This window comes from Saccharomonospora iraqiensis subsp. iraqiensis, assembly GCF_000430445.1.
GTDB classification, from domain to species: domain Bacteria; phylum Actinomycetota; class Actinomycetes; order Mycobacteriales; family Pseudonocardiaceae; genus Saccharomonospora; species Saccharomonospora iraqiensis.
In genome coordinates, this window is sequence record NZ_KE387111.1 from 22,232 (window position 1) to 41,360 (window position 19,129).

Consider the following 19,129-nt stretch of genomic DNA (forward strand, 5'->3'; position numbering starts at 1 on the left):
CACCGCGCACGCCAGCGGGTTGCCGCCGAACGTGGAGCCGTGCTCGCCGGGGCGCAGCACCCCGAGCACGTCGGCGCGGCCGACGACCGCCGACACCGGCACGATCCCGCCGCCGAGGGCCTTGCCCAGCGTGTACAGGTCGGCGGTGACGTGCTCGTGGTCCAGTGCGAACACCGTGCCGGTGCGGGCCAGCCCGGACTGGATCTCGTCGGCGATCAGCAGCGCACCCGCCTCGTCGCAGAGCCTGCGGGCCTCGGTGAGGTAGCCGTCCGGCGGCACCACGACCCCGGCCTCGCCCTGGATCGGCTCCACCAGGACGGCGGCGGTGCGCTCGGTGATCGCCCCCGCCAGGGCCTCGGCGTCGCCGTACGGCACGGTGACGAAGCCGGGCGTGTAGGGGCCGTAGTCCGCGCGGGCCGTGTCGTCGGTGGAGAACGACACCAGCGTGGTGGTGCGGCCGTGGAAGTTGTCCGCGGCCACCACGACCTCCGCCCGGTCCGCGGGCACGCCCTTCACCCGGTAGGCCCACTTGCGTGCCACCTTCAGTGCGGACTCCACCGCCTCGGCGCCGGTGTTCATCGGCAGCACCATCTCGGTACCGGTGAGCTCGGCCAGCTCGCGGCAGAACAGCCCCAGCTGGTCGTGGTGGAACGCCCGGGACGTCAGTGTCACCCGGCCGAGCTGTTCGGTCGCGGCGCGGACCAGCTCGGGATGCCGGTGGCCGAAGTTCAGCGCCGAATACCCGGCCAGCAGGTCCAGATGGTGCCGTCCCTCCACATCGGTCACCCACGCACCCTCCGCCTCGGCGATCACCACCGGCAACGGGTGGTAGTTGTGCGTGCTGAAGCGCTCGTCGAGGTCGATGAGGTCGGCGGTGCGGCTGTCGAGGTCGGGCAGCGTCGTCATGCGTTCAGCCTAGAACCCCGTGCACGGCGGTTTCATCCGTCGACCGTTGCCGACACCGTCCGTTCATTGCGTCTTCGACGGAAGCTCCGTCGCGTTCGTTGCGCAAGCATTCGCAGGGTGAGGGAGGATGAGCCCGATGACGGAACGCGGAAGCCGGACCGAGTTGCGTGACCGCCGCATGAGCGAGCCCGGCGCGCAGCGGGCCTATCAGGTGGCGCGGTCGGCTCACGAGCGAGAGCGACGCCGAGGTCCGGATGGCGCGCTCCGCCGGGTTGGCGACCCTGTGTGGCCGTCTGCGAGAGTGGATTCCCGTGACGGATGATCTCTCGTTCCTGCGGCGGCAGGCCCGTACCCAGCGGTTCACCCTCGGCATCCCGAAGGACTTCCGGGTCACCCCGGACGGACGGCGGGTGCTGTTCCTGCGTGCGGAGTCGGCGTACGACCGGCGGCACAGCCTGTTCACGCTCGACCTGGACACCGGCGCGGAGAGCAAGGTCGTCGACGCGGCCGCCCTGCTGCCCGGTGAGGAGGAACTGCCCCCGGAGGAACGGGCGCGGCGCGAGCGCACCCGGGAGAGCTCCGGCGGCGTGGTGACCTACGCCGTGGACCGTGACGTCACCGTCGCCGCGTTCAGCCTCTCCGGCAAGCTGCACACCGTCGACCTCGCCGACGGGCGGGTCACCGGGCTGGTGGACGACGCCGTGGTCGACCCGCGCCCGGACCCCACCGGCGCCCGCGTCGCCTACGCGAGCCGGGGTGCGCTGCGGGTGGTCGAGCGCGCCTCCGGTGCGGACCACGCGCTGGTGACCCCGGAGCACGACGACGTCACCTGGGGGCTGGCCGAGTTCATCGCCGCCGAGGAGCTCAGCCGCGTGCGGGGCTACTGGTGGGCCCCGGACGGGCGGAGCCTGCTGGTGCAGCGCACCGACCGGTCCCCGGTGCCCCGCTGGACGATCGCCGACCCGGCGAACCCGGACACCCCGCCCACGGTCAACGCCTACCCGGCCGCCGGGACCACCAACGCCGAGGTGTCGCTGTCGTTCGTCGGGCTGGACGGCAGCCGGGTGGACGTGTCGCACACCGACTGGGAGTACCTGGTCGCCGCGCACTGGTCGGCGGGCGGGCCGCCGCTGATCGCGGTCATGCCGCGCGACCAGCGGCGGATCGAGGTGTACGCGCTGGACCCGGCCGACGGGTCGGCGACCCTGCTGCGCACCGAGACCGACCCGGAGTGGGTGGAGATCCTCACCGGGGTGCCCGCGTGGACCCCGGACGGCAGGCTGGTGACCACCGGCGTGGCCGACGGCGCCCACCGGCTGCTGATCGACGGGACCCCGGCCACCCCGCCGGAGCTCCAGCTGCGCGCGGTGCTCCACGTCGGCGACGACGTGCTGTTCAGCGCCTCGGAGGGTGATCCGACCCAGATCCACGTCTACCGCACCCGCGGCGACGACGTGGAGCGACTGTCCACCGGGGACGGACTGCACGTGGGGTCGGGCACCGCCGGGGTGGCCGTGGTGTCCTCCTGGAGCCTGGACCACAGCGGGCCCCGCGTGTCCGTGCTGACCGACGGGAACCCGGTGGCGCACGTCGACTCGTACCCGGCCGACCCCGGTCTCGAACCGGCGCCGGAGTGGCTCACCGTCGGCGAACGGGACCTGCGGGCGGCCCTGCTGCTGCCCCGCGGGTACGACCCCGGTGACGGGCAGCTGCCGGTGCTGCTCGACCCGTACGGCGGACCGCACGCCCAGCGGGTGCTGCGCAGCCGCAACGCCTTCCTGACCCCGCAGTGGCTGGCCGACCAGGGGTTCGCCGTGCTCGTCGCCGACGGCCGCGGTACCCCCGGCCGGGGCCCGGCGTGGGAGAAGGAGATCGCCCGGGACTTCGCCGGGGTCACCCTGACCGACCAGGTCGACGCCCTGCACGCGGTGGCCTCGCAGTACCCCGGCGTGCTGGACCTGGACCGGGTGGCGATCCGGGGCTGGTCCTACGGCGGCTACCTGGCCGCGCTGGCGGTGCTGCGTCGCCCGGACGTGTTCCACGCGGCCGTGGCGGGCGCCCCGGTCACCGACTGGGCCCTCTACGACACCGCCTACACCGAGCGCTACCTGGGCCACCCGGACGAGCAGCCGGAGGTCTACGCACACAACTCGCTGCCCGCCGACGCCGACCGGCTGCGCAGGCCGCTGATGATTGTGCACGGGCTGGCCGACGACAACGTGTTCGTCGCCCACTCGCTGCGCCTGTCGTCGGCGCTGCTGGCGGCCGGGCGTGCGCACACGTTCCTGCCGCTGCCGGGCGCCACGCACATGACCCCGCAGGCCGAGGAGGTCGCGGAGAACCTGATGCGCACCCAGGTTGACTGGCTCAAGCGGGAACTGGGCGCCGCCGGGGACTAGTCACCGTCCGAACCCGACGGTGGAGTGTCCGACGACCCACCTGCGGCCTCGGTGAGGAAGACGAACTCGTCCACCCCCGCCAGGCCGAGCAGCGGACGCGCCACGGCCGGGACGGCGGCACGGGTGCGGTCGGTGACCAGCCGCGCCTGCTCCAGCCGCACGGTCCGGCCGCGGGTGGTCAGGTCCCCGCCGCCCGCGGCCAGGACGTTGCGTACCCAGTCACTGTCCGCGCCGTAGGTCACCGGCAGCACGTAGCCGTCCCGGGTGGGGAAGGCGTTCAGCGGGGTGCGGTACCGGCGCCCGGACCGGCGGCCGACGTGGGTGAGCAGGCCCATGCCCGGCATGTGCGGCGCGATCCGCCCGGCCACCCGGTTGGTGGCGATGCGGTTGAACCGCGCCAGTGTCTTCGGCAGCACCATGCCGACCACTCTCGCGCGCCGACCCGCACCGCGCCAGGGGAGTGCGGTGGGCGGTCCCGGGGCGGACGTCGTGGGTCAGGACCACACGCCGAGGGCCAGCGCGAGCCCGCCGCCCGCCGCACCGAACCCGGCGAGCACCGTCAGCACCACGTTCGCCGCCGCGTAGGCATGCGCGCGTTCGGTGACCAGCCGGACGGTCTCGTAGCCGAACGTGGAGAAGGTGGTCAGCGCCCCGGCCAGGCCGGTCCCGAGCAGCGCCCGGGCGGTGTCCGTGCCGCCGGTGGCCAGCGACCAGCCGGTGAGCAGCCCCAGCAGGGCCGAGCCCACGAGGTTCACCGTCAACGTGCCCCACGGGAACGCCGAGCCGGTGGCGCGCTGCACCCGCTGGTCCAGCACGTACCGCAGCACCGCCCCGGTCGCGCCGCCGAGCGCCACCCACAGCACCGTCCAGCCCGAGGCCGTCACGCCCGGTCCCTGTCCCCGGCCGCGTACCGCACGACCTCGACCTCGTCGAGTGTCACCATGCCCCCGTCGAGCAGCTCCTCCAGCTCGGGCACGAACGCCCGCACCCGCTCCGGCTCGTCCACGATCACCACGGCGACCGGCAGATCCTCGGACAGCGACAGCAGACTGCTGGTGTGGATCAGGGAGTTCGCGCCGTAGCCCTCGATGCCGCGCAGCACCGAGGCGCCGGCCAGCCCCGCGTCACGGGCGCGCCGCACGATCTCGTGATACAGCGGCCGGTGATGCCACACGTCGTCCTCCCCGACGTGCACGATGAGCCGGAGCGCCCTGCCGGACAGGTGTCTCACAGCTCCTCCGCGTCCCGCTCGCCACCACCGTCGCGCCCCGGGCGGGGGCGCAGCACGGCCCGGGTGACCAGTGTCCCGGCCACCACCGCCGCCAGCGAGGCGGCCACCGAGCCCACGGCGTAGACCACCGCGAGCACCGGCCTGCCCGCCGCGGCCGTGTCGAGGGTGTTGAGCACGTAGGTGGACAGGGTGGTGAACCCGCCGAGCACGCCGATGCCCAGGAAGGGCCGGACCAGTCGGTGCGCGCCCGCCCGCCGGGTGAGCAGTTCCGTCAGGATCCCGATGAGCAGACAGCCGACGACGTTCGCGGTCAGCGTCGCCCCCGCGAATCCCCCGGTCGGGTACGGCAGCGCGAGCGTGAGCCCGTACCGGGCGAGGCTGCCGAGCGCGCCGCCCGCGGCGATCACGAGCAGCACGTCCCGGTGGTGCGTGCCGACCATGCCGTCCATGATTGCCGACACCCGATCGTGGGTAGCCGGGGCCCATGGGTTCCACGGTCGCACACAAGCTCATCGCCGATCACCTCGTCGACGGCCGGATGGTGCCGGGGGAGGAGATCGGCCTGCGGATCGACCAGACGCTCACCCAGGACGCCACCGGCACGCTGGTGATGCAGGAGCTCGAAGCGCTCGGTCTGGACCGGGCCCGCACCGAGGTGAGCGTGCAGTACGTCGACCACAACCTGCTGCAGGCGGACGAGAAGAACGCCGAGGACCACGCCTATCTCCGCTCGGCCTGCCGCCGCTACGGCATCTGGTACTCGAAGGCGGGCAACGGGGTCTCGCACCCCACCCACCAGCAGCGATTCGGCGTGCCCGGCAAGAGCATGGTCGGCTCCGACTCGCACACGCCCGCCGCCGGATCGCTGGGCATGCTGGCGATGGGCGTGGGCGGTCTGGAGGCCGCCACCGCGATCGCCGGGCAGCCGGTGTATCTGCGGATGCCGGAGATCTGGGGCGTGCGGCTGACGGGGGAGCTGCCGCCGTGGGTCTCGGCCAAGGACGTCATCCTGGAAATGCTGCGCCGGCACAGCGTCAAGGGCGGGCTGAACCGCATCGTCGAGTACCACGGGCCGGGCGTGTCCACCCTGTCGGCGATGGACCGGCACGTGATCGCCAACATGGGCGCCGAACTGGGCGCCACCACCACGGTGTTCCCCTCCGACGCCGCGGTGTACGAGTTCCTGCGCGCCGAGGGGCGGGAACAGGACTTCGTCGAGATCGTCGCCGACCCGGACGCGACCTACGACGTCACCGACGAGATCGATCTGTCCACACTGGAACCGTTGATCGCGAAACCGTCGTCGCCGGACAACGTCGTGCCGGTGTGCGAGGTGGCCGACACCGAGATCAGCCAGGTGGTGATCGGGTCGTCGGCCAACCCGGGCCTGCGCGACTTCGCCATCGCCGCGCACATGGTGAAGGGCAGGCAGACCAACGACGCCGTCAGTTTCGACGTCAACCCCACCTCGCGGGAGATCCTGTCCGACCTGACGAAGATGGGCGGCACCTTCGACCTGATCTCGGCGGGTGCGCGGATTCACCAGGCCGGGTGCATGGGCTGCATCGGCATGGGCCAGGCCCCCGCCGTCGGGCAGAACTCGCTGCGCACCTTCCCCCGCAACTTCCCGGGCCGCTCCGGCACGAAGGAGGACTCGGTCTGGCTGTGCTCGCCGGAGACGGCGGCCGCCTCGGCCCTGACCGGCGTGATCACCGACCCGCGGGACCTGGCGGACAAACTGGAGATGCCCTACCCGGACCTGCCGCTGCCCGCACGGTCGACGATCAACACGGCCATGCTGGAGGAACCGCCGCCACCCGAACAGGCCCGGCAGGAGCCACTGGTGAAGGGCCCGAACATCTCCGCGCTGCCGGACTTCCCGCCGCTGCCGGACCGCATCGAGGCGCCGGTGCTGCTCAAGGTGGGCGACAACATCTCCACCGACGAGATCTCCCCGGCGGGCGCACGCGCCCTGCCGTACCGGTCGAACGTGCCCCAGCTGGCGACGTTCACCTTCGATCAGGTCGACCCCTCCTACTCCGACCGCGCGGCCGAGGCCGCGGGCGGACACGTCGTCGTCGGCGGGGACAACTACGGCCAGGGCTCGTCCCGCGAACACGCCGCGATCACCCCACGGCACCTGGGCCTCAAGGCGGTGCTGGCGAAGTCGTTCGCCCGCATCCACTGGCAGAACCTGGCGAACTTCGGCATCCTCGCGCTGGAGTTCACCGACCCGGCCGACTACGACCGCATCGGTCAGGGAGACACGCTGGTGCTGGAGGGGCTGCGGGAGCAGCTGCCGGACGGCGGGGATCTCACCGTCCGCAACGAGACCCGGGGCGAGGAGTACACGGTGTGCCACCGGCTGTCGCCCCGTCAGGTGGAGGCGGTGCTCGCGGGGGGACGCATCCCGCTGCTGGCACGCGCGGGTTGACGGAGTGCGACGAGCACACTCCGGGGTGTGCCGGCCCGCCGGTGACCTGCCGGGCACGGCCGACTCCGGCGGGGCCACCCCCGTGTGCGGGCCGGGGGAGAGGCGCGGTAGCCTTACAGGCGTCACCTTCCCAGAGGGTGGCGGCCGGGCTGTGGCGCAGTTTGGTAGCGCACTTGACTGGGGGTCAAGGGGTCGCAGGTTCAAATCCTGTCAGCCCGACCACCGAAGGGGCCGTCTACGCAGGTAGGCGGCCCCTTCTGCATTTCACGGCACGAGCGGTGATCAGTGGCGGCCGACATTTCGCCAACACGTCAGACAGACCGGATCTTGCCGACGGCCTTCTTGCCAACGCCGCCCGCCGTCGTCTGCCCAGTACGCTGCTATTTTTGGTGTCCGAACCGTAGTTCTGAGTAATCGGCGATCTCGAGTCCGTAGTGGCGGTACACCTTGGTGGTGTTCATCCCGGTCAAGGCGTCTGGGTCCAGACCAAGCCATACCGCAGCGGCGCGTACTGTCTGCTCGTCTGTGCCTTCGATCTCCAGGTACGGCGGGATGTGGGGCCATTCATCCAGTTCGAGTTTCACGTCCTCGTACGCCCAGCTGGTGCGGTAGTTCTCCTGGTAGGCCTTCGCATTGAACCCCAACATGCCCAGCATCTGGTGGGTGGTGTCGAAGTCGTCGACGCCGGTTTCCCACTCGTCGGTGCCATCGATGCCGTCATGGCGAATGCGTTTGATGGACAATGTGGCGTCGGCAGCCGTCTCCCGCAGCCGCATCCATGTCGAGTCGTCGCCAGGCGTGATGTCGTAGACGTAGCGTCGCTGGAGGTGTCGCGGCGCCACCAGGCGCGCCCGGTCCGACAGCCACTCCGCGACCTCGCGGTGGTTGATGTCCAAGGCCTTCGCCTCATACTCGATGGGCATCGCTGCATCCTATCTCTTCTCATGCGGGGTCACGTCTGTTGACAGAGCGGTATGCTCTTCGTCGCGGAAGTTCACGATCTCTCGTGACACCGGGCTCGCGGCGAAGTCGCCGACCTCTTGGCACAGGTCCATCCGCTGGATGCACACTCCCGCGAGCCACCGCTTGTCCCGCGACCGGTACAGCCGGGTGCCGTAGAACCCTTCCTGGCAGTCGCGGTCGTTGTTGAACCGGCAGTCTCGGCACGTCACCGGCAGCCGGGTGGGGCGGATGCGCTTGACGTAGATCCGCCGGCCTTCCGGGAGCAGGTACGAGGTGCGGAACCCCGATGCTCCGGCAGTGATGTGGTGCGCCTCCACGGTGGCGCCACGCTGCGCGAGCACCGCGGCGATAGCGTCGAGCGAGTCGCGCCCGTCGTCGAGGCTGTTGAGTAGCCGTACCGACAGCTCCGGGCTGTACTCATCGAGCAGCCGGTGGACCCGCTCGATGTGGTCGCGGTTCACCACCACGATGTTCGCGTCCGCCCGTACCCCGTGGTCGCTGCACGCTTGGATGGAGGCCTTCAAAGTATCGATCTTGCGCGTGGCGCGGTCGAGGTCGGCGAACCGCTGGTGCTGCACCTGCGCGAGCTCCCCGGGCGTGGTTCCGAACACCGAGAAGTTCACCTTCTCCAGACCGGCCTCAGCAGCGGCCGGGATCGCCCGCGCGCCGTTCTCGCCGTTCGAGGTCATGCGCACGCTGTAGCCCTGGTCGACGGAGATGCGGACGAGCTCGGCCAGCCTCGGATGCAATGTGGGCTCCCCGCCGGTGAGGTGTAGTTCCGACACGTCGAGCGTGTCGCGCAGTGTCCCGATCGCCTCGGCGTACTCGGGGCCCGGCATCATGGTCGCTGGTATGAAACTGGCACCGTTGCGCTCGGTGTAGATCGATACTCGACCGCTGGCGCCGGACGAGGTGAACAGCGGCAGGGTGCGGCGCGAGTTGTCCGCGGCGACCGGTGTTCCCTCGTTGTGGCAGAAGGTGCAGGTCATGCCGCACGCGTCGAGAATTTTCACTCGGAGAGTGCGGTCGGGTCGGATGTAGGTCGGTATGGACATGACGACCCCCATTCGTCGCGGGGACTGGTTATCGCGTCTCCCGTGGTGCTTGTCCGTGTATTCGGCGTCCCGGGGCACGCCGCATTCCTGGCGTGGTCCGGGGAGCGGATGCGTGGCTCGGGGGCGCTCGATCCGCGCCGACCGGAGGCTGTGGTCACCGGCTGCACGGGGATAGCGCGGGTGGACGCCTTTCATCAGGGACAGGGCCGCCCGGCGCGGCAGTCGGGGAGGAGCGCACCGGGCGGGGTCTCAGTTCAGGGCGCGGAGTCCGTCGAGGACGCGACGCAGCACGTCCACCGGCGGGTCGGTGCGCTGCCGTAGCGCACTCCTGGCCCGGTCGGCCTCGACGTCCGGGTCGAGCACGGGCCAGGACCAGTAGTCGGGCAGTCGATACATCACCGCGGTGTCGGCGGAGTGCATCGGAGGAAGGCGCAGAGTGATCTCAGCGGGGCTCTCGGGGCCGGAGCGGGCGAGCAGCGCGTGTCGGGGCATCAGCGGGGCTCCTCGGTGGTGCGGTGGAGTGTGTGGCCGCGCAGGTCGGCGGCGCGGCCGACCAGGTCATCGGCCAGATCGCGCAGGGCGATGCCCACCTCGTGCAGTTCCTCGGCGGGCAATTCGCCGCCGTCCTGGCGGGCCATCAGTTCCACCGCCACGCCACCGAGCGTGCGGTTGACCGTGGCCATACGAGCCAGCAGTTCGCGGTCGCGGTTGATCACGGCATCGCCTCCACCGCGGCCAGCGACGGGATCTGCTCGGCGGGCCAGCCGTCGCGGACGCGGATTTCGCGGTCGCACTGCCAGCAGGTCGGACTCGGCGGCCCGTCCAGACCGAAGTCGCTCGCGGTAGGAGCGACCTCCGTGCCGCACAACGCGGTGAACATTTGGTCTGCACCGGGGATAACGGTGGTGCGGTTGTAAGCGTGGCGCCGTCCTTTGGCGGGTTGCCACCAGTGGCGAATCATCGGTGTCCCCTCCATGCTCAGCTTCTCGGACTTGTGTGCACGGAAGGTATGCGGCGCGACACGCTGAATGTTTCCTCACAGGAAACTCAGCGGGTATGGTCGCCAACATGGACACGATTGGGGTAACCATCAGGCGCCTACGCCGTTGGCGGGGCCTGACGCTTGAGCAAGCCGCCGGCCTCGCTGGCCTGTCGAAGGGCTACCTGTCGAAGATCGAGAACGGGAAGGCCGCGGTCGAGCGACGAAGCACCCTGGTCGCGATCGCTGACACGCTGCGGGTCAGCCTCGCCGACATCACCGGTGACGGACTCGAGATACGCGACCCGGACGCCGACAGCACCGTCCCCGCGATCCGTGCCGCACTACTCGACAGCGACCTCAACGACAATCCGCCGCAAGGCGAACTCTCGTCGCTCGTCGCCGAGACACAGTTGGTCGCGGCGATGCGGCAAGCGAACCAGATGGCCGAGGTGGGTCACCGACTGCCGCCCCTGATCACGGCCCTCCATACGCACGCGCGGCAGGCGGAAGCGCTCCGGGCGCTCGTGAGCGTCGCGCACACCACCTCGCTGCTGGTCAAGGGGTTGGGTGCGTTGGACCTCGCGTGGATCGCGGCGGACAGGGGGCACGAGGCCGCCGAGCGGCTCGGTGATCCGCACTGGATCTCGCTCGCCGCCTTCGCCCGCGCCCAAGCGTGCTCGGGCCTCGGTGCGCACCGCCGCGCCGGTGTGCTCGCCGCCAATGCGCTCGAGATCGTGCCTGAGGAGTCGGTCGACGTCCGCGGTGCGCTGACGCTCACCACGGGATTCATCAACTCTGTGATCGGTGGGGACCCGTCCGCCGCGCTCGACGAGGCTGAGGGGCTCGCCGAGCATGTCGAGGACGGTAATCGGCATCACCTGCTGTTCACCCCGGCCAACGTGGTCCTGTGGCGGATGTCGGCGGCGCTCGAAAGCGGGAACTACGCGGCGGCCGCCACGCTCGCGGAGTCGATCCACCCCAGTGACCTCGAAATCAACTCACGCCGCACCACCTACTTCATCGACTACGCCCGTGCCCTGTGGGGACTACGGCGGCCGGACGAAGACGTGATCGGGCTGATCGCACAGGCGGAGACGCTTGGTCCGGTACGGACCAGGAGCAACACGTTCGTCCGCGAGATCGTGTCCACGATGGTGGAGCGCGCGCGGCGGCAAGCGGTCGCCCGCGAGGCGCGCGGCCTGGCAACCCGCATGGGACTGCTCAAGGTCGGCTGAGTGGACACGAAATTTAGTTACCCACCAATTGCATATGGAGCAACGTCCAGCGAGCGCTGTCATCGGGAAGACGAGATGGCGGCTGGCTCTGGTAGAAATGTGTTGTGACGGCAGTGCCACTCTGGACCATCCTCGTTGAGGCCCGGAGAGCCCTTAACACATTGATGATCTTGGTTTGAGATGATCTTGGTGCGGCTGCGCCGTGGGTCGTGTCGGATGAGTTGTGGTCGCGGATTGAGCCGTTGTTGCCGGTGCGTCCGGCGGGCAGGACGGGGCCGAAGCCGTTGCCGGATCGGCAGGTGTTGCAGAACATCGTGTTTGTGCTCTACACCGGGATCGGGTGGGAGGACCTGCCGCAGGAGTTGGGCTTCGGCTCGGGCATGACGTGCTGGCGGCGGTTGCGGGACTGGCAGGACGCCGGGGTGTTCGACCGGCTGCACGAGGTGTTGCTGGCCGAACTGAACGCCGCGGCCGTAATCGACTGGTCTCGGGCCTGTGTGGATGCTTCGCACGTGCGCGCGAAAAGGGGGCCCGGACACGGGGCCGAGCCCGGTCGACCGGGCCAAGACCGGCTCCAAGCACCATGTGATCTGCGACGGCGGCGGCATCCCGCTCGCGGTGCGTCTCACCGGCGGCAACGGCAGGCGACGTCACCCAACTCCTGCCGCTGGTCGAAGCCATTTCACTGGTACGGGGACGGCGAGGCAGACCCCGCCGAAGACCCGACGTCCTCGTGGCCGACCGGGGCTACGACGTAGCGCGACGCGCGGCGGCGACGGGGGATCCGCCCGTTGATCAGCCGCCGCGACACCAACCAGGCCGTGCGCTGGGTCGTGCCACCCGGTGGGAACGCCGCACCGACATCCACCACGGCCTCCTCACCCTCGCCACAAGCGTTATCTCCTGGCACCGACTCCCCACCCGAATACGTTAGGAGCTCTTTAGATGATGACTGCGTAAAGCCTTCCTGTAGTCGACACCGCTACGGAGGTGGCGGGAATAGGCGTCGATGCAGGCGACGAGCAGCTTAGGAGTAACGTTTGAGTTACAAGCGTAACGACGCCTCTGTCTGGACCGATCTAAAGTATCGCATACAGCGCACTGCTACGTTAGGAGAGTGAGATCCCTTGATGAACTGCAGACACTGTGGCGCATCGGACACTCTCGAAAGAGTTCTGGATGAGGCCATCGAGAAAAGATCGGAGGACGCTTGGGACCGCCGCTACGAATGGAGCCAAAACCTTTTCGTGCAACGCTGCAAATGGTGTAAAGAGCTCACGCTCAGCACCTACGTGTACAGCGATTGGATGAATCCTGAGGATGTCTCCTATCGCACGGTATACCCCGAGCAGCGAGACCTGTCTTTCCTTCCGTCGCGGGTGAAAGTTGAGCTCGAAAAAGCGCAGAAAGTCAAGGCTGTTGACGCCTCCTATTACGCCCTTGGTTTGCGACGCACCTTAGAAGCTATTTGTACTGAAAATGGGATCGGCAGGAAAGCGAATCTTGGCGAGCGCCTGAAGGATTTGGCCAGGCAGGAGAATCTCCCGGATGTCTTTGTGGGGATGGCGGTTTACCTGCGCCACCTTGGAAATATCGGGGCACACGAAAGCGGTATCGATGTGACTAATGCTGACATTATCGCAGCCACCGAGTTCACCGATGCAATCCTTGAATTTCTCTACATTGCCCCTGCCAAGCTAGATCGAGTGAGTAAGGAACTCGAAGACCGTAAGGGAGAAACGAAGAAAGGCAGCGGCTAGAACTGTTCCGCATCCTCGAGGCGTCGCCCGGTTCTGGAGATGCCAGCGGACAGCGCGCCGGAAAGCAGCTTCGTTGCGCAGGTTTCATGGTCAACGCTGTGGCGGACATTCCTGCCAGGCTTGGCTCCGCACGCACGATCAGAACTCGCCGATACCTGTGTGGCGAGTCGGTATGCGAGAGGAGGCGACGAATGGGGGGGTTCAGGAGGGGTTTCGTGACCGCCGCCTCGGTGTTGGTGGTGACGGCGTGGACGGTGGTCGGATGTGAGAGTTCAATGGGTGGGCATTCGGCCTGCGTGGATGTGGTGACCTTCGGCGGCGAGGACTATCACGTGAGGGCCACTACGGAAACCGTTGATCCTCGTGCGGTGACCTCGATCGGGAAGGCAACCCAGCTCCCCTGCCGCGATACGGGGGTCGCGAGAGGGGAGCCTGAACCGGTGCGGTTCCCCGCGGCATCGATCGACGGTGTCGATCCGACGAAGATGATCGCCGTGCAACGCGGTGACGAGTGGTTGATGGCACGCAGATGAGAAGCACGGTGCCGTATCAGTGAATATCCAGACGGCGAACGAGTCGGGCCGTTAATGCGGTGAGTGCCGCGGTGACCGCAAGCAGGGCGGCGGTGCCCCCGAGGTTGTCCGCCCCCTCGGGGAGTTGGGGCACCAGTGCGAAGGGGGAGAGGCCGAGGGCTTCCGGTGGGAGGAGTCGCAGTTCCGCCCCGAATTCGAGTGCCAGGAGCAGCCCGAGCACGGTGAATCCGGAGGCGGCGGCGAAGCGGGGCGCGCGGGCCAGGACCACGGCGGTCAGCGCGGTGAGCAGCCACACGGCCGGGGCGCGGACGACGGCCGCCCAAGTCCAGAGGGCGATCTCGGTGGCGTCGCCGTCGGCTCCGGCGTGCGCGATGCCCAGTCCGAGCCCGAGGCCGGTGAGGGTGGCGAGAGTGGCGATGCCGGCCGTGGCCGCGTGAGCGAGCAGCCACCGGGCGCGGTGCAGCGGACCGGCCAGGAGCATTTCGGCTCTGCCGCTGGTGACCTCGCCCCGGGCGCGGAGCAGGGTGACCAGGGCGAGGACGGTGATGATCTGGGGTGCGAGGTGGAGGGTGACCGGGGCGAGCCCCGGGCCGGTGCCGCCGAGGTCGAGGCTGACCTGCTCATCGACGGTGGACGCGACGGAGCCGATCAGCAGTCCGAGCAGAGCCGCGGCCGCGCTGCCTCCGAGGATGGTTCCCCGGCTGGTCCGCAGCGCGAGCGACAGCGGTCCGCGCAGTACGCGTGCGGCATGGGACCGCCCCGTACGGTCGGAAAGCAGCCCCGCGCCGAGGTCGCGGCGGGAGGCGGCCCGCAGGCCGAGGGCGGTACAGACACCGGCCAGGGCCAGAGCGGGGAGCAGGGGGACGACGTTGTTGTCGGCGTAGGGCCGTACTGCGGCGACCCAGCCCAGTGGTGATGTCCAGTGGCTACCTCCGGTGGCGTCGACGGCGCCGCGGACGAGGTAGAGCACCGCCAGGACGGTGACCGAGAGGCCGGTGGAGGCCCGGCTGGTCCGCAGGAGCTGCCCGGCGAGCCCCGCGATGCCCGCGAACAGCAGTCCGAGCACGATCACCTGGGCACCCGCGAACGCGCTGCCGACGGGGTCCGCGCCGAGTGCGGTGAACCCGATGGCGACGACGAGGCCCGCGCTCACGGAGCCTGCGGCGGCGACCGTGAGGGCGGCGCTCAGCGGTGCGGCCCGTCCGAGGGCGGCGGCGCCGAGCATCTCCGCGGTGCCGTTCTCCTCGTCGGCCCGGGTGTTGCGTCCGACCACGATGAGGGACGCCAGCGCGAGGAAGATGATCGCGATTCCCTGCGTGCGCCAGAGGAGGAGACCACCGATGTCGGTGCCGACCATCGGGCCGATGAGGAACAGCTCTCCGGCGTCGGCGTTGACGGTGGCGGCCAGGTCTGCGCGGGCGGCGTCGGTCGGGTAGGTCCCGAGGATCCCGGCGCCGACCACGACCACCAGCAGCGCGGACAACCCGTACCAGGCGGGGGCATGGATCCGCTCCCGGCGGAGGGTGAGCTCGAGCATTCCCGCGGTGCCGGTCAGTGTGCTCATCGGACGGGCTCCGTGGTCGTGGTGGTGGGGTAGTAGTGCAGGAACAGGTCCTCCAGCGTCGGCGGGGTCACCGTCAGGGACTCGATGCCCGCCCGTGCCAGACACGTCATCAAGGCGTCGTACCGCGTCGTCGTGACGGTGATCCGGGTGCCGTCGGCGACGACGTCCCGCACGCCCTCGATCCCGGACAGGTCGTCGGGTGCCGTCGCCAGGGTCGCGGTGACCATGGTGGCGGCGTGCGCCCGTAGTTCGGCCAGTGAACCGGCGTCGACCGTGCGGCCGGAGCGGACGATGCTGACCCGCCCGCACAACTGCTCGACCTCCGAGAGGATGTGGCTGGACAGCAGCACCGTCCGCCCGGCGCGGTTGGCCTCGCGGACACACTCCTTGAAGACCTCGTTCATCAGCGGGTCGAGTCCGGACGTCGGTTCGTCGAGGACGAGCAGATCGGCGTCCAGGCTGAACGCCGTGACCAGGCCGACCTTCTGTCGGTTGCCCTTCGAGTACGTGCGCGACCGCTTGGCGGGATCCAGCTCGAACCGTTCGATCAACTCGTCGCGCCGGGCGCGGCTCCCGGTGCCGTGCATGCGGGTGAGCAGGTCGATCACCTCGCCCCCGGTGAGGTTCGGCCACAGGCTCACGTCCCCCGGCACGTAGGCCAGTCGCCGGTGCAACTCGGGTGCCGCCGACCACGGGTCCCGCCCGAGCACCGTGGCACCGCCCGCGCCGGGACGGAGCATCCCCAGCAGCACGCGGATCGCCGTCGACTTGCCCGCTCCGTTCGGGCCGAGCAGCCCGTGCACCTCGCCCCGGTGGACGGTCAGGTCGAGGCCGGCGAGAGCCCGCGCACGACCGAAGGACTTGGAGACCTGGTGAAGCCGGATCGCCGGTGCCATGGCGATACGCTACACATGGTTCATGAAATTTGTGAAGTAATAGAGTCCGGTCATCCCGATCCGACGAGGAGGGACCACTGATGGCAGGGGACGTCGACAGGTTCGTCGAGCGGTTCGCCGAGATGCTGGCGCGTTCGGGCTGGCCGAGGATGTCCGCCCGGATGTTCGCCACCCTCATGGCGGCGCCCGACGGGGCGCTCACCGCGAGCGAGCTCGCCACACGTCTGGAGGTGGGGCCCTCGGCCATTTCGAACGGCGCCAAGATGCTGCGCACCCTCCACCTGGTCGACACCACCCGGCGCGGCGACCGGCAACTCGTCTACGCGGTCCGTCCCGACGCCTGGGTCGAGGCCACCGTCGGCCAGGAGGACACGCTCCGGACCCTCGAAGCGCTCCTCGCCGACGGCGCGAACGCGGCCGACGACGAGCGGGCCGCCGCACGTCTGCTCGAAACCGCGGAGTTCTTCGCCTTCCTCCGCGCGCAGCTGCCCGCGCTCGTCGAGCAGTGGCGCGCGATGCGGTGACCACCGGGAACGCGAGTCTGCGGTCGGCGTAGGCGGAGCCGGCCCGCCGCATCAACAGCACCCGCCCACGCCCGTCAATGTCACTCGGGGAGCGCGCCACATCGATTACAGTGCTCCGGGCAGTTCGTCGCGGGAACCGCTCACGTAGACGGTAATGCCCTTGTGGCCCAGGGAGCTTGCTGTCGTGTCGGGTCAGGTCTCGCGGGATCCGAGTTCGTCGATCGGGCGGTACAGGCGACTTGATCGGATCGGTCTCGAGATGGCCGCAGCGACAGCCGCGAGGAACAAGAACGCGGCGCACACCAAGGCTGCGATGTCCGGAGATGTCGCGTGCGCTATTCCACCCAGTGCGTTGTTGCTCACCAACAAGGAACCGCCCTGGGCAAGGCCGATGACGGCTTGGACCCGGGAGAGATAGCCATCGGGGCTCGAACCGAGCATCAGAGGGCCGACGTGAGACACGAAGAGCCCCAGCCCGAGCCCGGAGATCACTGCGGCAAGGACCAGTAGGGGTAGGGCAGCCACACCGGTGAGGGTGGCAACACCGACCCCCGTGATCGCCAGGCCGATCGGGGCGACGAGGCCGGGACGAGAGAAGGCACCGTACTTGGACACCGTGAGAGCGACCAGGATCGAGCCGCCGGCCTCGCCACTCACGATGAGTCCGGCAGCACCGGCGGAAAGACCGAGATCCCGTGCGAGCAACGGCACAAGCAGGGTCGCTACCGGAATGGCTGCCGAGGCCACGACGGCTGTCAGGAGCAGTGCCGGGCGCAGCAGAGGATCCCGGACCACGAGCCCAACACCATCGATGGCGTCCCGAAACACGCTTGACTTTCGTTGTGATGGCTGACCCACGGGATTCGGCCGCAGCAAGAGCAGAGCGCAGGGCAGCACGGCAAACGTCGCCGCGTCCAGAAGGGCAACGCCGGTCATCCCGACCCACGCGACCAGAAAACCACCTGTCGGCGCGCCGAGTAGCGTGATCAGTTGCGTACCACTGTGCCGCATCGCCAGAGCGCGGGGCAGGAGGTCGGTTCCGACCAGGAGTCGCGGCATCGAGCCGTTCGAAGGATACGAGAAGGCATCCGTGGTGCCGATCAGCAGGCCGAACAGGATGAGCAGCCATAACGGAACTCCGATCGCGAATGTGATCGCAGCGAACGCCAGACAAGCTGTAATCATCACGGCCACGGCGCGGATCAGTACGGTACGCGGGGAACCCCGATCACTGACAGCGCCCCCGATCAGCATCAGCGCGGTTCGGGGCAACACGGTCGCGGACAGTGCGATACCGGCCCACATGCCCCCATGTGCGGCAGCGGACCACCCGATGGCGAACCGGAGAACGGAATCACCGAGTTGGAAGAAAAGCGCACCACCCAGCCATCCGAAGAACCGTACCGGCAATCTTTCTTCGCTCGACACCGGCACATCGTGGAGGTTCATGCCGCCTGAAGGTCAACATCGGCATCCGGTCCGGAGCACGGGCGGTCGAGGGAGGCGGAGGTGCGCGCCCTCCTCCGGGAGGCACTGACGAGGCCTTCGTCAGGCGAGGGGATGGCGACGCGTATCCGTCGTCGCCGGTTCTCCGGCGGCGCGGCGCACCCCGGTGGCGTCAGCGGCGGGGGCGACGCCGGAGGAAGTCGTCGGCGATCTCGTCGAAGGTGGCCCAGCGGACGCCGTCGTGACCGTTGATGTGGTCGATGAGGCGTTCGTGCATGAGCAGATTCTGCGGGCGTCCGGACACGTCCGGGTGCACGGTCATGGTGAACACGGCGTAGTCGGATTCGCGGTGGATCCAGTCGAACTGGTCCCGCCACATCGTCTCCAGCTCCCGCGGGCTGACGAAGCCGTGGCTGTTGGGACTGGCCTTGATGAACATCATCGGGGGAAGGTCGTCGAGGTACCAGGACGCGGGGATCTCGACCAGGTCGGTCTCCTCGCCGCGCCGCAACGGCTTCATCCAGTCCGCGGCGGGGCGCTCGAAGTCGATCGGGGTCCAGCTGTCGCCGGCTCGCACGTAGTACGGCTCGAAGTCCCGGTGCATCAGGGAGTGGTCGTACTTGATGCCGCGCTCCAGCAGCAGTTCGTTCGTCACGGACGAGAACTCCCACCACGGCGCCACGTAGCCGGTTGGTCGCGTGCCGGTGCGCGTCTCGATGAGGTCGATGCAGTGGTCCAGGACGGCCGACTCCTGGTCCCGGCTCATCGCGATCGGGTTCTCGTGGCTGTAGCCGTGGACGCCGATCTCGTGTCCCGCACCGACGCAGGCGTCGAACTCGCCCGGGAAGGTCTCGATCGAATGGCCCGGCCAGAACCAGGTGGTACGCAGCTCCTTCCGGCGGAACATTTCCATCATGCGGGGCACGCCGACCTCACCGGCGAACAGCCCCCGGGAGATGTCGCACGGCGAGTTCTCGCCCCCGTAGGAGCCGAGCCAGCCGCCGACCGCGTCCACGTCGACGCCGTAGGCCACCAGAATCTCCTTGGCCATCGCACTCACGTCCTTTCCTGTACGCCGTCCCGGGGGGAACGGTGTTTCCTCCCCGCCCCCGGGCGTGGCGGGCCCGTCACCCGTCCGCCGTCCGTCCGGACGCGACCACCCCGGTCGCGCGCAGCCAGTCGCGGCAACGGCGTGCCGCCG

Annotated in this window: 20 protein-coding genes, 1 tRNA gene and 1 pseudogene; 8 read left to right on the forward strand and 14 right to left on the reverse strand. The window is 69.3% G+C overall.

Annotation, left to right across the window (positions count from 1 at the left end; genetic code table 11):
• Window positions 1-906, reverse strand: a 906-nt coding sequence (gene rocD / locus ACTIR_RS0116550; RefSeq protein ID WP_026455121.1) for an ornithine--oxo-acid transaminase, incomplete at its 3' end; no start/stop codon positions are given.
• A 254-nt stretch (window positions 907-1,160) separates the two neighbouring features.
• Here rocD and ACTIR_RS0116555 point away from each other — a divergent pair.
• Window positions 1,161-3,305, forward strand: coding sequence for a S9 family peptidase (locus tag ACTIR_RS0116555; protein ID WP_199285638.1), 2,145 nt, complete (start codon window positions 1,161-1,163; stop codon window positions 3,303-3,305).
• On the opposite strand, the gene ACTIR_RS0116560 is transcribed toward ACTIR_RS0116555, so the two are convergent.
• The 4 genes from ACTIR_RS0116560 to ACTIR_RS0116575 all read right to left on the reverse strand — a co-directional run bounded on the left by ACTIR_RS0116560 (window position 3,302) and on the right by ACTIR_RS0116575 (window position 4,985).
• Window positions 3,302-3,724, reverse strand: coding sequence for a nitroreductase family deazaflavin-dependent oxidoreductase (locus ACTIR_RS0116560; protein WP_026455123.1), 423 nt, complete (start codon window positions 3,722-3,724; stop codon window positions 3,302-3,304). The genes ACTIR_RS0116555 and ACTIR_RS0116560 overlap by 4 nt on opposite strands.
• A gap of 75 nt (window positions 3,725-3,799) precedes the next feature.
• Complete coding sequence (gene crcB, locus ACTIR_RS0116565; protein WP_026455124.1) at window positions 3,800-4,189, reverse strand: fluoride efflux transporter CrcB; 390 nt, start codon at window positions 4,187-4,189, stop codon at window positions 3,800-3,802.
• Window positions 4,186-4,536 carry a DUF190 domain-containing protein gene (locus tag ACTIR_RS0116570; RefSeq protein ID WP_026455125.1) on the reverse strand — a complete coding sequence of 117 codons (351 nt, stop codon included), beginning with the start codon at window positions 4,534-4,536 and terminating at the stop codon, window positions 4,186-4,188. The genes crcB and ACTIR_RS0116570 overlap by 4 nt, the downstream gene beginning before the upstream one ends.
• On the reverse strand, window positions 4,533-4,985 hold the full coding sequence (locus ACTIR_RS0116575; protein WP_026455126.1) for a fluoride efflux transporter FluC: 453 nt from the start codon (window positions 4,983-4,985) through the stop codon (window positions 4,533-4,535). The genes ACTIR_RS0116570 and ACTIR_RS0116575 overlap by 4 nt, the downstream gene beginning before the upstream one ends.
• 35 nt (window positions 4,986-5,020) lie before the next feature.
• On the opposite strand from ACTIR_RS0116575, the gene ACTIR_RS0116580 reads away from it, so the two are divergent.
• Both ACTIR_RS0116580 and ACTIR_RS0116585 read left to right on the forward strand, forming a co-directional pair.
• On the forward strand, window positions 5,021-6,970 hold the full coding sequence (locus tag ACTIR_RS0116580) for an aconitate hydratase (protein ID WP_026455127.1): 1,950 nt from the start codon (window positions 5,021-5,023) through the stop codon (window positions 6,968-6,970).
• A 145-nt stretch (window positions 6,971-7,115) separates the two neighbouring features.
• A tRNA-Pro gene (locus tag ACTIR_RS0116585) sits at window positions 7,116-7,192 on the forward strand.
• A 158-nt stretch (window positions 7,193-7,350) separates the two neighbouring features.
• On the opposite strand, the gene ACTIR_RS0116590 is transcribed toward ACTIR_RS0116585, so the two are convergent.
• The 5 genes from ACTIR_RS0116590 to ACTIR_RS0116610 all read right to left on the reverse strand — a co-directional run bounded on the left by ACTIR_RS0116590 (window position 7,351) and on the right by ACTIR_RS0116610 (window position 9,949).
• Window positions 7,351-7,893, reverse strand: coding sequence for a class IV adenylate cyclase (locus ACTIR_RS0116590; protein ID WP_026455128.1), 543 nt, complete (start codon window positions 7,891-7,893; stop codon window positions 7,351-7,353).
• A gap of 9 nt (window positions 7,894-7,902) precedes the next feature.
• The gene (locus tag ACTIR_RS0116595; RefSeq protein ID WP_233345931.1) at window positions 7,903-8,946 is read right to left on the reverse strand and encodes a radical SAM protein; all 1,044 of its coding nucleotides are present in this window, start codon (window positions 8,944-8,946) and stop codon (window positions 7,903-7,905) included.
• Between the two features lie 291 nt (window positions 8,947-9,237).
• On the reverse strand, window positions 9,238-9,480 hold the full coding sequence (locus tag ACTIR_RS27260; protein ID WP_065388600.1) for a hypothetical protein: 243 nt from the start codon (window positions 9,478-9,480) through the stop codon (window positions 9,238-9,240).
• A complete protein-coding gene (locus ACTIR_RS0116605) occupies window positions 9,480-9,704 on the reverse strand; it encodes a hypothetical protein (protein WP_026455131.1) in 225 nt (74 codons plus the stop codon). Before ACTIR_RS0116605 ends, ACTIR_RS27260 begins: the two co-directional genes overlap by 1 nt.
• On the reverse strand, window positions 9,701-9,949 hold the full coding sequence (locus ACTIR_RS0116610) for a zinc finger protein (protein ID WP_026455132.1): 249 nt from the start codon (window positions 9,947-9,949) through the stop codon (window positions 9,701-9,703). The genes ACTIR_RS0116605 and ACTIR_RS0116610 overlap by 4 nt, the downstream gene beginning before the upstream one ends.
• 107 nt (window positions 9,950-10,056) lie before the next feature.
• Here ACTIR_RS0116610 and ACTIR_RS0116615 point away from each other — a divergent pair, with 107 nt between their 5' ends.
• The 4 genes and pseudogenes from ACTIR_RS0116615 (at window position 10,057) to ACTIR_RS0116625 (ending at window position 13,498) form a co-directional block, all read left to right on the forward strand.
• Window positions 10,057-11,205 (forward strand): helix-turn-helix domain-containing protein, encoded by a 1,149-nt coding sequence (locus ACTIR_RS0116615; protein WP_026455133.1) that lies wholly within the window; start codon window positions 10,057-10,059, stop codon window positions 11,203-11,205.
• Window positions 11,206-11,414: 209 nt separating this feature from the next.
• Window positions 11,415-12,139 (forward strand): annotated as a pseudogene (locus ACTIR_RS25550) (IS5 family transposase).
• Between the two features lie 196 nt (window positions 12,140-12,335).
• The gene (locus ACTIR_RS25555; protein ID WP_084789580.1) at window positions 12,336-12,965 is read left to right on the forward strand and encodes a DUF4145 domain-containing protein; all 630 of its coding nucleotides are present in this window, start codon (window positions 12,336-12,338) and stop codon (window positions 12,963-12,965) included.
• Between the two features lie 215 nt (window positions 12,966-13,180).
• On the forward strand, window positions 13,181-13,498 hold the full coding sequence (locus tag ACTIR_RS0116625; RefSeq protein ID WP_154663792.1) for a DUF6281 family protein: 318 nt from the start codon (window positions 13,181-13,183) through the stop codon (window positions 13,496-13,498).
• A gap of 16 nt (window positions 13,499-13,514) precedes the next feature.
• Here the strand turns inward: ACTIR_RS0116625 and ACTIR_RS0116630 are convergent, their stop codons facing one another.
• Together ACTIR_RS0116630 and ACTIR_RS0116635 are read right to left on the reverse strand one after the other, a co-directional pair.
• Entirely contained in the window at window positions 13,515-15,062 is a 1,548-nt protein-coding gene (locus tag ACTIR_RS0116630) for an ABC transporter permease (RefSeq protein ID WP_026455135.1), read from the reverse strand.
• The gene (locus ACTIR_RS0116635) at window positions 15,059-15,958 is read right to left on the reverse strand and encodes an ABC transporter ATP-binding protein (protein ID WP_026455136.1); all 900 of its coding nucleotides are present in this window, start codon (window positions 15,956-15,958) and stop codon (window positions 15,059-15,061) included. Before ACTIR_RS0116635 ends, ACTIR_RS0116630 begins: the two co-directional genes overlap by 4 nt.
• Before the next feature lie 80 nt (window positions 15,959-16,038).
• On the opposite strand from ACTIR_RS0116635, the gene ACTIR_RS0116640 reads away from it, so the two are divergent.
• Window positions 16,039-16,482, forward strand: a complete 444-nt coding sequence (locus ACTIR_RS0116640; protein ID WP_026455137.1) for a GbsR/MarR family transcriptional regulator — start codon at window positions 16,039-16,041, stop codon at window positions 16,480-16,482.
• Window positions 16,483-16,674: 192 nt separating this feature from the next.
• Here ACTIR_RS0116640 and ACTIR_RS23880 read toward each other — a convergent pair whose 3' ends face one another.
• Together ACTIR_RS23880 and ACTIR_RS0116655 are read right to left on the reverse strand one after the other, a co-directional pair.
• Window positions 16,675-17,931: an MFS transporter gene (locus tag ACTIR_RS23880; protein ID WP_052583925.1), complete on the reverse strand. Its 1,257-nt coding sequence runs from the start codon at window positions 17,929-17,931 to the stop codon at window positions 16,675-16,677.
• 169 nt (window positions 17,932-18,100) lie between these two features.
• On the reverse strand, window positions 18,101-18,979 hold the full coding sequence (locus ACTIR_RS0116655; protein WP_026455139.1) for a polysaccharide deacetylase family protein: 879 nt from the start codon (window positions 18,977-18,979) through the stop codon (window positions 18,101-18,103).
• Between the last annotated feature and the right edge of the window lie 150 nt (window positions 18,980-19,129).

Bases quoted from the DNA above. Each gene is read 5' to 3' on its own strand.
- ACTIR_RS0116555 (WP_199285638.1), top strand. From the start codon at position 1,161: ATGGCGCGCTCCGCCGGGTTGGCGACCCTGTGTGGCCGTCTGCGAGAG.
- ACTIR_RS0116560 (WP_026455123.1), bottom strand. From the start codon at position 3,724: ATGGTGCTGCCGAAGACACTGGCGCGGTTCAACCGCATCGCCACCAAC.
- ACTIR_RS0116575 (WP_026455126.1), bottom strand. From the start codon at position 4,985: ATGGACGGCATGGTCGGCACGCACCACCGGGACGTGCTGCTCGTGATC.
- ACTIR_RS0116580 (WP_026455127.1), top strand. From the start codon at position 5,021: ATGGGTTCCACGGTCGCACACAAGCTCATCGCCGATCACCTCGTCGAC.
- ACTIR_RS0116590 (WP_026455128.1), bottom strand. From the start codon at position 7,893: ATGCCCATCGAGTATGAGGCGAAGGCCTTGGACATCAACCACCGCGAG.
- ACTIR_RS27260 (WP_065388600.1), bottom strand. From the start codon at position 9,480: ATGCCCCGACACGCGCTGCTCGCCCGCTCCGGCCCCGAGAGCCCCGCT.
- ACTIR_RS0116610 (WP_026455132.1), bottom strand. From the start codon at position 9,949: ATGATTCGCCACTGGTGGCAACCCGCCAAAGGACGGCGCCACGCTTAC.
- ACTIR_RS0116615 (WP_026455133.1), top strand. From the start codon at position 10,057: ATGGACACGATTGGGGTAACCATCAGGCGCCTACGCCGTTGGCGGGGC.
- ACTIR_RS25555 (WP_084789580.1), top strand. From the start codon at position 12,336: ATGAACTGCAGACACTGTGGCGCATCGGACACTCTCGAAAGAGTTCTG.
- ACTIR_RS0116630 (WP_026455135.1), bottom strand. From the start codon at position 15,062: ATGAGCACACTGACCGGCACCGCGGGAATGCTCGAGCTCACCCTCCGC.
- ACTIR_RS0116635 (WP_026455136.1), bottom strand. From the start codon at position 15,958: ATGGCACCGGCGATCCGGCTTCACCAGGTCTCCAAGTCCTTCGGTCGT.
- ACTIR_RS0116640 (WP_026455137.1), top strand. From the start codon at position 16,039: ATGGCAGGGGACGTCGACAGGTTCGTCGAGCGGTTCGCCGAGATGCTG.
- ACTIR_RS23880 (WP_052583925.1), bottom strand. From the start codon at position 17,931: ATGAACCTCCACGATGTGCCGGTGTCGAGCGAAGAAAGATTGCCGGTA.
- ACTIR_RS0116655 (WP_026455139.1), bottom strand. From the start codon at position 18,979: ATGGCCAAGGAGATTCTGGTGGCCTACGGCGTCGACGTGGACGCGGTC.